General features: G+C 59.6%; 12 protein-coding genes. 5 read left to right on the plus strand and 7 right to left on the minus strand.

The window, feature by feature from the left end; all coding sequences use genetic code 11:
• Window positions 1–62 precede the first annotated feature (62 nt).
• Entirely contained in the window at window positions 63–1,031 is a 969-nt protein-coding gene (locus KRR23_RS27460) for a LysR family transcriptional regulator (protein ID WP_216744987.1), read from the minus strand.
• Between the two features lie 200 nt (window positions 1,032–1,231).
• On the opposite strand from KRR23_RS27460, the gene KRR23_RS27465 reads away from it, so the two are divergent.
• Genes KRR23_RS27465 through KRR23_RS27480 form a run of 4 tightly spaced genes read left to right on the plus strand, consistent with a single transcriptional unit; the run spans window position 1,232 to window position 6,004 of the window.
• Complete coding sequence (locus KRR23_RS27465; protein ID WP_216744988.1) at window positions 1,232–2,743, plus strand: efflux transporter outer membrane subunit; 1,512 nt, start codon at window positions 1,232–1,234, stop codon at window positions 2,741–2,743.
• Window positions 2,744–2,753: 10 nt separating this feature from the next.
• Window positions 2,754–4,940 (plus strand): FUSC family protein, encoded by a 2,187-nt coding sequence (locus KRR23_RS27470; protein ID WP_216744989.1) that lies wholly within the window; start codon window positions 2,754–2,756, stop codon window positions 4,938–4,940.
• Window positions 4,930–5,130, plus strand: a complete 201-nt coding sequence (locus KRR23_RS27475; protein WP_019691945.1) for a DUF1656 domain-containing protein — start codon at window positions 4,930–4,932, stop codon at window positions 5,128–5,130. Before KRR23_RS27470 ends, KRR23_RS27475 begins: the two co-directional genes overlap by 11 nt.
• Window positions 5,131–5,140: 10 nt before the next feature.
• Window positions 5,141–6,004 carry an HlyD family secretion protein gene (locus tag KRR23_RS27480; RefSeq protein ID WP_216744990.1) on the plus strand — a complete coding sequence of 288 codons (864 nt, stop codon included), beginning with the start codon at window positions 5,141–5,143 and terminating at the stop codon, window positions 6,002–6,004.
• A 155-nt stretch (window positions 6,005–6,159) separates the two neighbouring features.
• Here the strand turns inward: KRR23_RS27480 and KRR23_RS27485 are convergent, their stop codons facing one another.
• The 5 genes from KRR23_RS27485 to KRR23_RS27505 form a co-directional block, all read right to left on the minus strand.
• Entirely contained in the window at window positions 6,160–6,534 is a 375-nt protein-coding gene (locus tag KRR23_RS27485) for a DUF6124 family protein (RefSeq protein ID WP_216744991.1), read from the minus strand.
• A gap of 396 nt (window positions 6,535–6,930) precedes the next feature.
• The gene (locus KRR23_RS27490; protein WP_216744992.1) at window positions 6,931–7,329 is read right to left on the minus strand and encodes a DUF4440 domain-containing protein; all 399 of its coding nucleotides are present in this window, start codon (window positions 7,327–7,329) and stop codon (window positions 6,931–6,933) included.
• A gap of 78 nt (window positions 7,330–7,407) precedes the next feature.
• Complete coding sequence (locus KRR23_RS27495; RefSeq protein WP_216744993.1) at window positions 7,408–8,694, minus strand: hypothetical protein; 1,287 nt, start codon at window positions 8,692–8,694, stop codon at window positions 7,408–7,410.
• A gap of 261 nt (window positions 8,695–8,955) precedes the next feature.
• Window positions 8,956–9,780: an SDR family oxidoreductase gene (locus KRR23_RS27500; RefSeq protein ID WP_216744994.1), complete on the minus strand. Its 825-nt coding sequence runs from the start codon at window positions 9,778–9,780 to the stop codon at window positions 8,956–8,958.
• A gap of 39 nt (window positions 9,781–9,819) precedes the next feature.
• Complete coding sequence (locus tag KRR23_RS27505; RefSeq protein WP_216744995.1) at window positions 9,820–10,284, minus strand: multidrug transporter; 465 nt, start codon at window positions 10,282–10,284, stop codon at window positions 9,820–9,822.
• Window positions 10,285–10,473: 189 nt separating this feature from the next.
• Here KRR23_RS27505 and KRR23_RS27510 point away from each other — a divergent pair, with 189 nt between their 5' ends.
• On the plus strand, window positions 10,474–12,957 hold the full coding sequence (locus KRR23_RS27510) for an RHS repeat-associated core domain-containing protein (RefSeq protein ID WP_216744996.1): 2,484 nt from the start codon (window positions 10,474–10,476) through the stop codon (window positions 12,955–12,957).
• A gap of 94 nt (window positions 12,958–13,051) precedes the next feature.
• On the opposite strand, the gene KRR23_RS27515 is transcribed toward KRR23_RS27510, so the two are convergent.
• On the minus strand, window positions 13,052–14,503 hold the full coding sequence (locus KRR23_RS27515) for a mannose-1-phosphate guanylyltransferase/mannose-6-phosphate isomerase (protein ID WP_216744997.1): 1,452 nt from the start codon (window positions 14,501–14,503) through the stop codon (window positions 13,052–13,054).
• Window positions 14,504–14,650: the final 147 nt, after the last annotated feature.

A 14,650-nucleotide genomic window follows, 5' to 3' on the forward strand; every position in this document is an offset into this window, starting at 1 on the left:
GCGCTGCGCACTCGAGCGGGAGCAAGCTCCCTCGCCACACTGGATCGGGTCAATCCTTAGGATCAATTGGCCACCCGAGCTCCACCCAGACTCCCGCTCAACTCATACGCCGCCAATTCAGCCTGATGCGCCGCGAGGATCTCCGGCAGCGAGCCGCGCAGGTACTCGACCCAGGTCTTGATCTTCGCATCCAGGTACTGGCGCGACGGGTAGATGGCGTACAGGTTCAGCTCTTGCGAGCGGTAGTTGGGCATGACCCGCACCAGACTACCGTTGCGCAGGCCTTCGATGGCGGCGTAGACCGGCAGCACACCAATGCCCATGCCGCTGATGATCGCGGTTTTCATCGCGTCGGCGGAGTTCACCAGAAACGGTGAGCTGTTGATGGTGACCATTTCCTGGCCTTCCGGGCCGTCGAACAGCCATTTCTCCAGCGGAATCACCGGGCTGACCAGGCGCAGGCAGGCGTGATTCAGCAGGTCGCTGGGCTTCTGCGCGCAGCCGTTGGCTTTTACATAAGCAGGCGACGCGCAAACGATGCTGTAGGTGATGCCCAGCCGTTGCGAAACGAAACCCGAGTCCGGCAGTTCGCTGGCCAGCACGATCGATACGTCGTAGCCCTCGTCCAGCAAATCCGGTACGCGGTTGGCCATGGTCAGGTCGAAGGTCACGTCCGGGTGGGACTTGCGATAGCGGGCGATCGCATCGATCACGAAGTGCTGACCGATCCCGGTCATGGTGTGCACCTTGAGCTGCCCGGCCGGGCGCGCATGGGCGTCGCTGGCCTCGGCTTCGGCTTCCTCGACATAGGCGAGGATCTGCCCGCAGCGCAGCAAATAACGTTTGCCGGCCTCGGTCAGGGCGATGCGGCGGGTGGTGCGGTTGAGCAAGCGGGTTTGCAGGTGGGCTTCCAGGTTGGAGACCGCGCGCGAGACGTTGGCTGTCGTGGTATCGAGCTGCACGGCAGCGGCAGTGAAGCTGCCGGCTTCGGCGACACAGCTGAAGGCGCGCATGTTTTGCAAAGTGTCCATGGGGTGCTCTCGGGTGCGATGACAAATTGTGACACGAAGTTGCTGCTTTTTTACAGGCGACCAATGAATGCGACCAAGGGATTATCTCGTGAACGGTAACAAAGATTCACAGGATTCCCGGCTTATCGCTGCTCAAGCCCGCCCCTAGAATTGCGCCCATCTCTTACGGGACGTCCTCCCCACCTCAGGAATTTTCAGCAGTGCCGCGTCGCATCAGCAGAGAGCTGAAGACTCTCAGTGTTTGGGTTTTATCGTTAGCAATCAGCGGCTGCATCGGAACCGGAGGTATTGCCCCACAGGGCAAGGCATTCGATGCCAATACATTGGCCACCGACGAGGCCATCCAAAGCGCCGCCAAGGACGCTCACTGGCCCACCGCGCAGTGGTGGCAGGCCTATGGCGACCCGCAACTCAATCACTGGATCGACCTCGCCGTGCAAGGCAGTCCGAGCATGGCCATGGCCGCTGCTCGAGTGCGTCAGGCCAAGTCCATGGCCGGTGTTGCCGAGTCGGCCGAGTCGTTGCAGGTCAATGGCCAGTCCACGCTCAAACGCCATAACTGGCCGACCGACCAGTTCTACGGCCCGGGCGAACTGGCCAACACCACCACTTGGGACAACAATGCCGCTCTCGGCTTCAGCTACGCCCTCGACCTGTGGGGCCGCGAAAGCAATGCCACCGAACGCGCCGTCGACATGGCCCACATGAGCGCCGCCGAGGCGCGCATGGCTCAGCTTGAATTGCAGAACAACGTGGTCCGCGCCTACATCCAGCTGTCGCTGCATTACGCGCAGTGGGACATCGTGGTCGCGACCCTCAAGCAGCAACAGCAGATTCTCGACCTCGCACAAAAGCGCCTGGATGGCGGCATCGGCACCCATTTCGAAGTCAGCCAGGCACAAACCCCGTTGCCGGAAACCCATCGGCAACTGGATGCACTGGACGAAGAAATCGCCCTGAGCCGCAATCAACTTGCGGCACTGGCAGGCAAAGGACCAGGGGAGGGCGCACAGTTGCAGCGTCCGACTTTGTCCCTTGGTGCCGCACTGAAACTGCCCTCGGCATTACCCGCGCAATTGCTCGGTCAACGCCCGGACGTGGTCGCCAGTCGCTGGCAAGTCGCGGCCCAGGCGCGCGGTATCGACGTGGCGCACGCCGGCTTCTACCCCAACGTCGATCTGGTCGGCAGCCTTGGTTACATGGCCACCGGTGGCGGGGCGCTGGAGTTTCTGACCGGCAAGAAGCTCAACTACAACGTCGGGCCGGCGATCACCCTGCCGATCTTCGACGGTGGGCGCTTGCGCTCGGAACTGGGCGAAGCCTCGGCCGGCTATGACATCGCCGTGGCCAAGTACAACCAGACCCTGGTCGATGCGCTCAAAAGCATCTCCGACCAGTTGATCCGCCGCGAGTCCATGGACAAACAGCAAGCCTTCGCCGAAGAGTCGGTGGCGGCGGCGCAGAAAACCTACGACATCGCGATGATCGCCTATCAGCGCGGGCTCACTGATTACCTCAACGTGCTGAATGCCCAGAGCCTGCTGTTCAAGCAGCAGCAAGTGCAACAACAGGTTCAGGCCGCGCGTTTGAGCGCCCATGCCGAACTGGTCACTGCCCTTGGCGGCGGGCTCGGCGCCGGTAACGACGTGCCGCCCGACAGCAAAGTCCAGGCGCCGAAAACCCCAGCCATTCTCTCTGCCCTCGACCACTGAGCAGGACACCATGACTCCCTTGCCTGCACCGCTGCGCTGGCTGTATTCCCTTGAATGGCGCCGGGGTTTTTTCGACTGGGCACGCAGTGACGGCGTGACCTGGGTCTACATCTTCAAGGTGCTGATCGCCGCGTTCCTGACCCTCTGGCTGGCCATGCGCCTGGAACTGCCGCAACCGCGCACCGCGATGATCACCGTGTTCATCGTCATGCAGCCGCAGAGCGGTCAGGTGTTCGCCAAGAGCTTCTATCGCTTCCTCGGTACGCTGGCTGGCTCGGCGGTGATGGTCGCGCTGATTGCCTTGTTCGCCCAGAACACCGAACTGTTCCTCGGTTCGCTGGCGATCTGGGTCGGCATCTGCACGGCCGGTGCCGCGCGTTATCGCAACTTCCGCGCCTATGGTTTTGTGCTCGCCGGTTATACGGCGGCGATGGTCGGCTTGCCGGCGTTGGCGCACCCGGACGGCGCGTTCATGGCGGCAGTCTGGCGGGTGCTGGAAATCTCCCTGGGGATTCTCTGCTCGACCCTGGTCAGCGCCGCGATCCTCCCGCAAACCGCCAGCGCCGCGATGCGCAACGCCTTGTATCAGCGCTTCGGAGTGTTTGCGCTGTTCGTCACCGATGGCTTGCGCGGGCGCAGCCAACGCGAGGCTTTCGAAGCCGGCAACGTGCGCTTTATCGCTGAAGCCGTGGGCCTGGAAGGCTTGCGCAGCGTCACCGTGTTCGAAGACCCGCACATGCGTCGGCGCAATGGTCGGCTCAGTCGTTTGAACAGCGAATTCATGGGCATCACCACCCGGTTCAACGCCTTGCATCAATTGCTCGAACGCTTGCGCAGCAGCGGCACCGAACAGGTAGTGGCGGCGATCAAACCCGGGTTGCAGGACTTGGCCGAAGTGCTCGATGGCTTCTCGGGTCGTGCGCTGACGCATGCCGACGCAGCGCGTCTGGCAGCGCAATTGGCCGCCTATAAAGAAGGGCTGCCGGCGCGGGTGCGCAGCTTGCGGGCGAGCTTTCAGCAGAACGAACCGAGCGACGCCGAGCAACTGGATTTCCACACCGCCTACGAGTTGCTCTACCGCTTCGTCGACGAAGTGCACAGTTATGCACAGACCCACGCCTCGTTGGCCGAGCACCGCCACGAACGCGAGCAATGGGATGAGCCCTACACCCCGAAAACCAACTGGCAGGCGTCGACCGCAGCGGGTATTCGGGCGTCGTTCATTCTGATTGTGCTGGGCAGTTACTGGGTCGCCACCGCGTGGCCGAGCGGCGTGACCATGACCTTGATCGCTGCTGCCACGGTCGGTCTCTCGGCGGCCACGCCAAACCCCAAGCGCATGGCGTTCCAGATGGCCTGCGGGACGTTGCTCGGTGCGCTGATCGGCTTCGTCGAGATGTTTTTCATCTTCCCGTGGATCGACGGTTTCCCACTGTTGTGCGTGATGTTGGCGCCGGTGATCGTGCTCGGTTCGTTTCTCACCTCACGGCCGCAGTACGCCGGTGTCGGCCTGGGGTTGCTGATCTTTTTCAGCACCGGTTCGGTGCCGGATAACCTGACGGTCTACAACCCCTACACCTTCATCAACGACTACATCGCGATGATCATGGGCATGCTGGTGTGCGCGGCAGCCGGGGCGATCATCCTGCCGCCCAATAGTCGCTGGTTGTGGCGGCGACTGGAACAGGACTTGCGCGGGCAAGTGGTGTTCGCCATCAGCGGCAAGCTCAAGGGGTTGGCATCGGGTTTTGAAAGCAGCACCCGCGATCTGGTGCACCAGGCTTATGGCCTGGCCACCGGACAGCCGCAGGTGCAGCGCGATCTGCTGCGCTGGATGTTCGTGGTGCTGGAAGTCGGCCACGCGATCATCGAGTTGCGCAAGGAACAGGCGATTCTTCCGGTGCACCCGGCGTATGCCGAAACCCAACCGTGGCGCCAGGCGATCCGGGTCATGGGGCGCTCGCTGGTGCGGCTGTTTCTGCAACCGAGCCAGAGCAATCTGGAACGCAGCCTGGTGGCGGTCGACCACGCCATCAACCGTGTCCAGGCCACCGACGAACCCTTCGCCCCGCACTTCGACACCTCGGCCCTGCGTCGGGTGAAGAGTTACCTGCATTTTATCCGCACCTCGTTGCTCGACCCGCAATCGCCGCTGGCGGCACTCGCAGCCCCGCAAGGACCTGACCATGCCTCGTGAAATCGCCTTCCACGGCGTGTACATGCCGACCATGACCCTGATGTTTTTCATCGCTGCGGCAGTGGCCTGGGCACTCGACCGGTTTTTGTCCGGGTTTGATCTGTACCGCTTCTTCTGGCACCCGGCGCTGCTGCGCCTGAGCCTCTTCACCTGTTTGTTCGGCGCCCTTGCGCTGACTGTTTACCCTTGAGACCGATTCGATGAAAAAACTCTTCAGTCTGCTCGCGACCTTGTTGGTACTGGCCCTCGCGCTGTGGATCGGCCGGACCCTCTGGGTGCATTACATGGACACTCCGTGGACCCGTGATGGCCGGGTGCGCGCCGACATCATCAACGTCGCCGCCGACGTCACCGGCGAAGTGGTCGACGTGCCGGTGCGTGACAACCAGTTGGTAAAAAAGGGCGACCTGTTGATGCAGATCGATCCCGAGCACTACCAGATCGCGGTGAAACAGGCGCAATCGCTGGTCGCTTCGCGCAAAGCCACGTGGGAGATGCGTAAGGTCAACGCGCACCGCCGCGCCGACCTCGACAACCTGGTGATCTCCAAGGAAAACCGCGACGACGCCAGCAACATTGCCGACTCGGCGCTGGCCGATTACCAACAGGCCCAGGCACAGCTTGAGGCCGCAGAGTTGAACCTCAAGCGCACCAAAGTGCTGGCGGCGGTGGACGGTTATGTCACCAACCTCAACGTCCATCGCGGCGACTACGCGCGCATCGGCGAAGCGAAAATGGCCGTGGTCGACATGAATTCGTTCTGGGTCTATGGCTTCTTCGAAGAAACCAAGCTGCCGCATGTGAAGGTCGGCGATAAGGCCGACATGCAATTGATGAGCGGCGAAGTGCTCAAGGGGCATGTTGAAAGTATTTCGCGAGGTATCTACGACCGCGATAACCCGGAAAGTCGCGAGCTGATTGCTGACGTGAATCCGACTTTCAACTGGGTGCGTTTGGCGCAACGGGTGCCGGTGCGGATTCACATTGATGAAGTGCCGGACGGGGTGCTGTTGGCGGCGGGGATTACTTGTACGGTGGTGGTGAAGCAGGGCGGCGTGGAGTAACCCTGTGGCGAGGGGGCTTGCCCCCGTTCGGCTGCGAAGCAGTCGTAAAACCGACAGATGCGTTCTCTCTGACGCAATACGATCATCGATTTTAGGGCCGCTTCGCGACCCAACGGGGGCAAGCCCCCTCGCCACAATGACTGACGCCGGATTGGCTACTGCGGTGAATCCGGCGGATCGAGGTGATCCAGCGCCCGATTCACCGCCAATTCGGCCAGTGAAATCATCTGCTGAATCGCCAGTGCGGTATTGCGCTTGGGTCCTTCAAGCTCAAACGCCAGATCGCTGGCCATGACATTCACCGAGGCGAGCGTCTCGCAGGCGTGGGCCAGTAGGGTTTCGCTGTTGATGTCGGGCGCTATGACGAAAATGCAGCCGGGACGTCGGTCGGCCAACAACTGCTTGGTCTCGGGCAGCACCAGGTAATGGTCGAGCGCACGGTGCGCGGCGGCGTGGAGTTCTTTTGAATCGAGGGAGGCGTAGGGGGAAACCGGGTCGGTTTCGGGAGGATTCGGAGTAGCTTTGAACATGATGATGCTCCTGATTGTTCCAAAGGAGCTGCCAATATCACTTGCAGATGATGGGTGGCAGCTATGCACGGGTCTGCAAGACCGGGAAACCAGGAACCCGGCAGACCCGAAGGTCTCCCGCGCACAGCCGCCATAAAAACGGACACAAAAAAAGCGTCCTTTTGCTTACGGTGTTGCTGTGCAACTGGTTATTTCCGGCGGGCTTGCAGACCCGATCACTGATGAGCAGTGACACGGAAACAATAGGAGCAAGGGCCAAAGCGCACAAGCCGGCGGATTCTGGCGCAGGTGTAGGTAGCGACGCAAGGTGATGTAGGGGGCGGGTGGTGAGGTGACGCGTTATATAAACGACTGTTGATCGTTCCCACGCAGAGCGCGGGAGCGATCATGTCTGGTTCAACCCTGGCAATACGTCTCATGCAAATGCCGCCACTGCAACGCACCTGACGGCAGCCTTTCAATCACCGCCGTCGCACGTCGATCATTCAGCACGCCGCTCGCATCGGATTGCACTTCGCGGTAGCTGACGGTGGCGCCGCCTGCATGTTGGTCAATCCCGCACCATTCGCTCAGGCTGATTTTCAAGCCCGGGCGGGCGCCGCCGAGTTTATCGAATAGCTCGCTCAAACCCGGATAATCCAGCGCATTGCCGCCGGGCACGATCATCGAAAACTGCGGCGAGAAACGTGCCAGCAACTGCGTCAGTAGGCCTTTGTCGGCGGAGCCGGAAAACCATTGCTCGATGTCGGCAAGGGTCTGGGTCACTTCGTTGAAGTATTCGCTGTAGTCCGTCATGCGGTTTTTCTCCTTGGGCGAGGATCGGTAGCAGCCCATGTGGCTGCTCGATCGGTATCGATAATAAAATCCGTCTCTCTATCGATGGTAGCGATACAGATGCCCCAGGTTCCCAAAGATGCCTATACCGTTCAAGCAGTAGAGAATCTTGTCCGGCGGACAGGGAATCAACAGGAAGGGGGCTGACTGGCCAGCGTTAGGCTCTTCAATGTAGCCGATGCCATTACCGAAGTCTGGATCAAGGGTCCCATCCAGTCGGTACGCGGCAATATAGCCGCCATCTATCCCGCCTGCGACCATGATGGTCGAGTTCCTGTCGACATACAGGCTCTCCCAACTGTCGAAACTGTCAGGTCGCAAGTTATCCTCAAGGAAGTCTCCGTTATTGAACTCGGGATCAAATTGACCGCCATCATCAAAACCAAACAATATCCCTGAGTGCCGGTGGGGCTTGGAATGATCGATAAAACCGGCCGCCAGAAACCTGTTGGGTGCGCGTTCTTTCACTGCATTGAAATGCACGTCAGTGAACCTGCGGGTGATCAACAGCATCGAGGGCGTTTGGCTATCTCCGAACAGCAAGTTGGGTGAGCCGTTTTCATTGAGCATCGCCAGCAGCCCATACGTCTGGGGCATTCTCGGTAGCCGAGCGGAACCGGCCACCAGAATACGTCCGTTATCCAAAATACAGCAGTCGTTCAACGATGTCGGTTGAGTCCGGTCCGCCATCTTTATTTCGACTCGTCCCAGGGTGCCGAAGCTGTTGACGGGATTGCCTTTGGCGTCATATTTGAATAAGACCGCTGTTTTGACCCGACCCACCCCGACTTCATAGTTGGTCCCGACAATCAGGTTGCCATCCGGCAGGGCCTGGATGAAGCAGGGATCTTGCGGATAATAGTTGTCGGTTGGCTGATCGACGATCACCTGCCCATCAACACCGAAATCTTCGATCCGTTCACCTTGCTGGTCGACACACAGGATCGCCACGTGCTGTCTCTGTGTTTGCGAGGATATTGTCCAACCGGCCATGTAGATTCGCCCATCGCGGCTCGACGCCAATTTGCCCCCGCCAGCATGGAATCCTGGCGCGAACTGCCCGGTGATCAGACCACAGTCGCCAAACAGAGGATCCAGTTCTCCTTTTACGGTCAGACGAGCCATGACGAACATAAGGATAAGATCATCCGTTCGCTCCACTGTTGAGGTCACTATCAGTTTGCCGTCGGCCTGCAACATGGCCCCGGTGAGCGGCCGTGGATAGGTCACTCCTTCGTCTCCAAGGACCTTAAAGGTAACTACCCCGTCCTCGTCGGGTCCCCAGGTTTTATCGTGGCTTCCACCTTTATCGCGAAGAGCGCTCATGGCTTGTCCCTCTGTTCGTGATTGCCGAGTATCGGTACTCGAAGTGATCAGTCGCTTTACTGTGGGGATGCTGGCCGTAAGCCGTCTACTGTCATTCCTGACAGTAGCGGTGTTGTTTTTTTTGTGATAGGTCCCCGGCATGACGGGGTGGCAGGCCGTCAGTTTGTAGAAGCACCGGCGTGGTCACCCGTTGAGTGCCTTCCTGGATGCAACCGTTTTGACCGAGGCTGCGCAGCGATGTCCGCAGCGCGAGGGCGGATGTTAGAGCGTGTTATTGAGCGCGAACTTCTTTTTCAAAATGACATCGAGCAGACTTCTGGGCAACAACGCGGCCATTAATGGCAACGCCCGACTGCCATTGCCCAAACGCAACAAGTGCGGCGGTTTGCTGTGCTGCACAGCCTTGAGCAGATCGTTGGCAAATGTGCTCGCCGGGGTCGGGTTGTTCTGAGAAGCCTTGGCCCGAGCACGAATTCCCTCGCGCAGCGGCCACCAGGGCGATTGTTCGCTGATCAACAGTTCGGCTTCAACGCCTGCGTTCCTGGCGAAACTGGAGGCAATGGCGCCGGGCTGGACTTCCATCACCCGGATGCCGAAAGGCGCCAGTTCCATGCGCAGCGCATCGCTCAAGGCATGCACCGCGGCTTTCGAGGCGCAATAGGCACCGGCGAATGGTGTGACCAAAACGCCGGAGACGCTGCCGATATTAACCACTAATCCCTTGGCGCGACGCAGCACGGGAAACAGCGCGCGGGTGACACCGACCACGGCAAACACATTGGTTTCGAACTGCCGTTGCATCGCCGCTACACCGCCGTCGAGCAGTGGCCCCATGGCGCCGTAACCGGCGTTGTTGATCAGCACGTCAAGGCCGCCGTGTTGCTGGTTGATCCGTTCGCTCAATTGCTCAAGCGCCGGCCCGTCGTTGACGTCCAGTTGCACGGCGGTGAACCCGGCTGCGGCGAGTATCGCTACATCTTCAGCCTTGCGCGCGGTGGCCAAGACCTTGAACCCGGCGTTTTTGAAGGCGTCAGCCAGAGCGCGGCCAATGCCGCTGGAACAACCGGTGATTAATGCGACGGGCATGGCGCGGTCCTTGTGCAAGGAGAAGGGTGGAGAAAAGGATCAGTCAGAGAAACTACCTTGCAAATGCTCGGCGCGAAACTCCAGGGTTTGCGGGCGATAGCCCGGACGCAGCGGCGGCATCGGCAAACAGTCTTCCCAGGTGGCGCCGGCCTGTAATTCGCCGGGGCCACGGTAGCGCGGCGCGGCGTATTGATTGTCCGCCAGATTGACCGTATCGCCCGGCGCATAGGCGGCGATCCGCCAGCGCAATTCGGTCAGCGGCACGTCGTTGCCGTTGTTCAGCTTCAGTTCCAGCGGGCGATCCGCCGGGCAGTGTTCCGGTGCGTAGGTGATGCGCATCTCCAGCCGCGCGAGTTGCTTGATCTCGCGGTTGTCCAGCCACATGACCCAGGTTGCGACCAACCCCAGCCCGATGGCCGCCGCCAGAGACACTGGCAAGGCCTTGGCCGGGTAGCGCAGCAACAGGATCAGCCAGGTGATGACCAGCAGGACGCCGATGAACATGCTTCAAACCCTCCCAGGGTGCATGGTTAACATCCTACCGAAGGCCTGCACTTCTGGACATCGGCGCAATGCATTGGATGCCGTTGGTCGGCACTGTAATTTTTGACAGTAGCCGTTGTTGTCTGGAGTGAGCTACATCTTGCAGACAAACAAGAAGGAGGTTGCGTTGTGCAGGCTTGGACCAGCGGCATGCATTTCAAGACACCCCGACTCGTGGTCAGTGATCCGCGAGGCTTGTCTGTACGCACGGTGGATTATTATCGCGGTGAAGAAGGTGCAGCCGCGCAAGCGCGGATCAGTCGTAGCGTGTTCGATAAGGCAGGACGTGCCATCGAACAGTGGGATCCGCGGCTCTGGGACCTGCAAAAGGATGATCCCAAGACTCCGGCCAATCAGACAACGGTTTACTCACTTTCTACCAAGGCTTTGAAAACGCTCAGTGTCGACGCCGGGATGCGCGTGCAGTTGTTGGGGCTTGCCGATGAGCTGTTGCGAAGCTGGGACAGTCGCTGCACTCGGCAGGAGATTCGGTATGATCGCCTGTTGCGACCATTGGCTGTGCTTGAACAAGACCTTTTCGCGGAACGCTTCGAATACGCGGGACCAGATGACGCGAGTCGCGAACGCAATCAGTGCGGTCAGCTGATTCGTCACGACGACCCGGCGGGAACGCTTCTCTCCACTGAGTTCGACATTCGCGGCAACTGCATCCGCGAGGCCCGACGTTTTACCGTTGATCCCGTTCAACCTGACTGGCCGCTATTGCCCGACGAGCGCGAGCCACTGCTGGAGTCGCAGTTTTATGAAACCCTGCGGCGTTTCAACCCCCTTGACGATTTACACGAGCAGCGCGATGCCAAAGGTAATCGTCAGCAGCACCGTTACACCCTTGACGGCCGTGTGCGCGAAAGCCGTTTGAAACTGAACGGCGAAAGCGATTGGCAAACCGTTGTCAGCGCGATCGAGTACAACGCCGAGGGCAAAATCGAGCGGCAGGTGAGCGGTAATGAGGTGATCACGAGCCTGCGCTATCGACCCGAAGACGGTCGACTGATGGAGCGCAAGGATCACAACGGCAAGGTGTTGCAGTGGCTGATCCATGACTATGACCGAATGGGCAATGTGTTGAGCATTACCGACGGGGCAATGCCCGTGCGTCACTTTGCCAATCAGAGCATCGATCCTGTCCGGAGGTATTGCTATGACAGCCTTTACCGATTGATCGAGGCGTTCGGTTGGGAGGCGAGTGCGCTCAACAGAGGGCCGCAAGTGCATGCACCGAATGATCCCGCTGCTGTACGAAATTACCAGCAGACGTACGAATATGACGCTGGCGGCAACCTGCTCAAACGCACTCATGTCGGTGCTCGAAGCCTTGGGCTGGAAATGACGGCTGCGCTGTACAGCAACCGCTGTTTGCCGTTTCGCCCGGACGGCCAGCCACCGACGCAGGAACAAATCGCAGCCGCTTTTGATGCCAACGGTAACTTGCTGGAGTTGAGTCCCGCTGGCGTCATGACGTGGGATCTGCGTAACCAATTGCAATCCGTGTCCCCCGTAGGGCGCAATGTCGAACCTGACGATTGCGAGGTCTATGGCTACGACGGACACAGGCAGCGTGTTCGCAAGGTTCGCTCACTGCAAACCAATGCCCGCACCGTTGTTTACGAGGTGCGTTATCTATCGGGGCTGGAATTACGTATCAACTCGGGCACTGGAGAAGCGCTGGAGGTGATTACCCTCCAGACCGGGCTCATTAGCGTGCGGGTATTGCATTGGCCGTCAGCAGCGCCGCGAGGCATTGCCAACATTCAATACCGCTACAGCCTTGCCGACCATCAGGATTCCTGCACCATTGAGCTCGCTGGCGACGGCAGCGTGATCAGCCAGGAGGTCTTTTATTCGTATGGCGAGACCGCCTGGAGCGAGGGCATAGACCGTCATAAAACCCTTCGCTATTCGGGCAAGGAGCGAGATGCGACTGGACTCCACTATTACGGATTAAGGTATTACGCCGCGTGTCTCCAACGGTGGATCAACCCTGACCCCGGGGGCGCCATCGACGGCCCGAATCGATACCGGGCCATGCGCAACAATCCGTTGTTCTATCGTGATGCGGATGGGTTGATGCCTACGCCGAAACAAAAAGCTGAGGGCGGTGGTCGCCTTGCCCCTGCGAATACACACGGCGCGGAATTTCCTGTGGAACTCCCGCAAGTGCTTGCTGAGCGAAGGGAAACAGTGGCCAGCGTCCTTCAGGTTGGCGGCAAGTTCATTTCATTTTCCAAGAACCCGTTGGTCGGTGCCATCGGAAGTATTATGGAGGCGGGGGGGAAGTTGTTGGAGGTGTCTGATGCTCAAGCGCAAATGAAGTCCAGACAACAGAGCAGTATCAAAGCCCTGGCAGTCGAGGGCGTCTCTGTAGAACGGGCGACGGCATTTGCTGTTGATCGACCGACTGCGAGCTTTTTAGCGGCTTCCGAAGTTCCAGTATCTGATAGCGCCGCATTGCCGGCGAGTTCGCCCAGTCCTCTGGCACTTCGTTTACTGGCTGCGGGGTTCAGCCCGCCTGTTGCTGAAACCATACCTATGACGGTTCCTGCCGAAGAACCTCAAGTGGCCGTGCGTAAACGCAGCAGATCCGGTTCCGTTGGGCGCGCCATGCCAACCTAGGGGGATTTGAAGCTCCCACTAAAAAGCCCCATCCAACCCACTGCGGACAGGGAACGCAGTCGGCTGGACAGGGGCTACTTGTTTTACTGATCAATCACTGCGCGATAGTTTTCACCGACACGCCACGCTCAATCGGGGTAGAGCGACCGTAGATATCTTCAAAGCGCTCGATATCGTCTTCGCCCAGATAGCTGCCCGATTGTACTTCGATGATTTCCAGCGGGATCTTGCCCGGGTTGCGCAAGCGATGAACCGAGGCGATCGGGATGTAGGTCGACTGGTTTTCACAGAGCAGGAACACGTTTTCGTCGCAGGTCACTTCGGCGGTGCCGCTGACCACGATCCAGTGTTCGGCGCGGTGGTGGTGCATCTGCAATGACAGGCAGGCGCCCGGCTTGACTGAGATGTGCTTGACCTGGAAGCGCCCGCCCATGTCCACCGAGTCGTAGGAACCCCACGGACGGTAGACCTCGCAGTGGTTCTGGGTTTCGCTGCGGCCCTGTTCGTTGAGGGTGTTGACCATCTGCTTGACGCCTTGGACCTTGTCCTTGTGGGCGATCATCATGGCGTCCTTGGTTTCGACCACCACAATGTTCTCAAGGCCAATCACCGACACCAGTTTGCCGTTGCCGTGGATCATGCAGTTGCGGCTGTCCTGGATCACCACATCGCCTTTGCTGACGTTGCCATTGGCGTCTTTTTCATGCACGTCCCACAGCGACGACCAGCAACCGACATCGCTCCAGCCAGCCGACAGTGGCACCACGCAGGCGCGCCGGATTTTTTCCATTACCGCGTAGTCGATGGAGTTGTCCGGGCAGCAGGCGAAGGTGGCTTCGTCGAAGGTGACGGTGTCGGCGTCCTGTTCACTGCGCTCCAGGGTCAACAGGCAGGTGTCGTAGATATCCGGATCGTGCTTTTTCAGCTCTTCGAGAAAACGGCTCGCGCGGAACAGGAACATGCCGCTGTTCCAGAAATAACCGCCGGCCTCGACGAACTCGGTGGCGCGTTTCACGTCGGGTTTTTCAACGAAGTGCGAGACCCGGCTGACGCCTTCGGGCAGCAACGCATCGTTGGCGGACTTGATGTAGCCGTAACCGGTTTCCGGTTTGGTTGCCGGTACGCCGAACAGCACCATTTCACCGCGCTCGGCGGCTACAGTAGCCAGGGCCAGGGCGCGTTGCAGGGCTTTCTGGTCTTCCATTACGTGGTCGGCCGGCAACACCAGCATCAGTTCGTCACGACCTTCATTGACCAGCATCATCGCGGTCATCGCCACCGCCGGCGCGGTGTTACGGCCGAAGGGTTCCATGAGGATGCGCTGGGCTTCCAGTTTACGGTTGCTCAACTGCTCGTTGACGATGAAGCGGTGGTCCTTGTTGCAGACCACGATGGGGCTGTCCATGCCTTCGAACACCAGGCGTTCGAGGGTTTGCTGGAACAGCGTTTGTTCCCCCGTCAGGGCGAGAAATTGCTTGGGGAACTGTTTGCGCGAAAGCGGCCAAAGACGTGAGCCGCTACCACCTGACAAGATCACTGGAATCATGGTGTTACTCCTTCAAAATCGTAATGGGTTAGAGCGACGAGGTTTTGTCGTTTCACTCTTGTTCTTATTTCGTGTCGGTCATCTTTTTGGGGTGACCACAATGCCGGTCGGTCCAAAGACTGTGGCGAGCGGGCTTGCCCGCGCTCG

It is taken from the genome of Pseudomonas sp. CVAP#3 (assembly GCF_018986375.1).
Lineage (GTDB): Bacteria > Pseudomonadota > Gammaproteobacteria > Pseudomonadales > Pseudomonadaceae > Aquipseudomonas > Aquipseudomonas helvetica.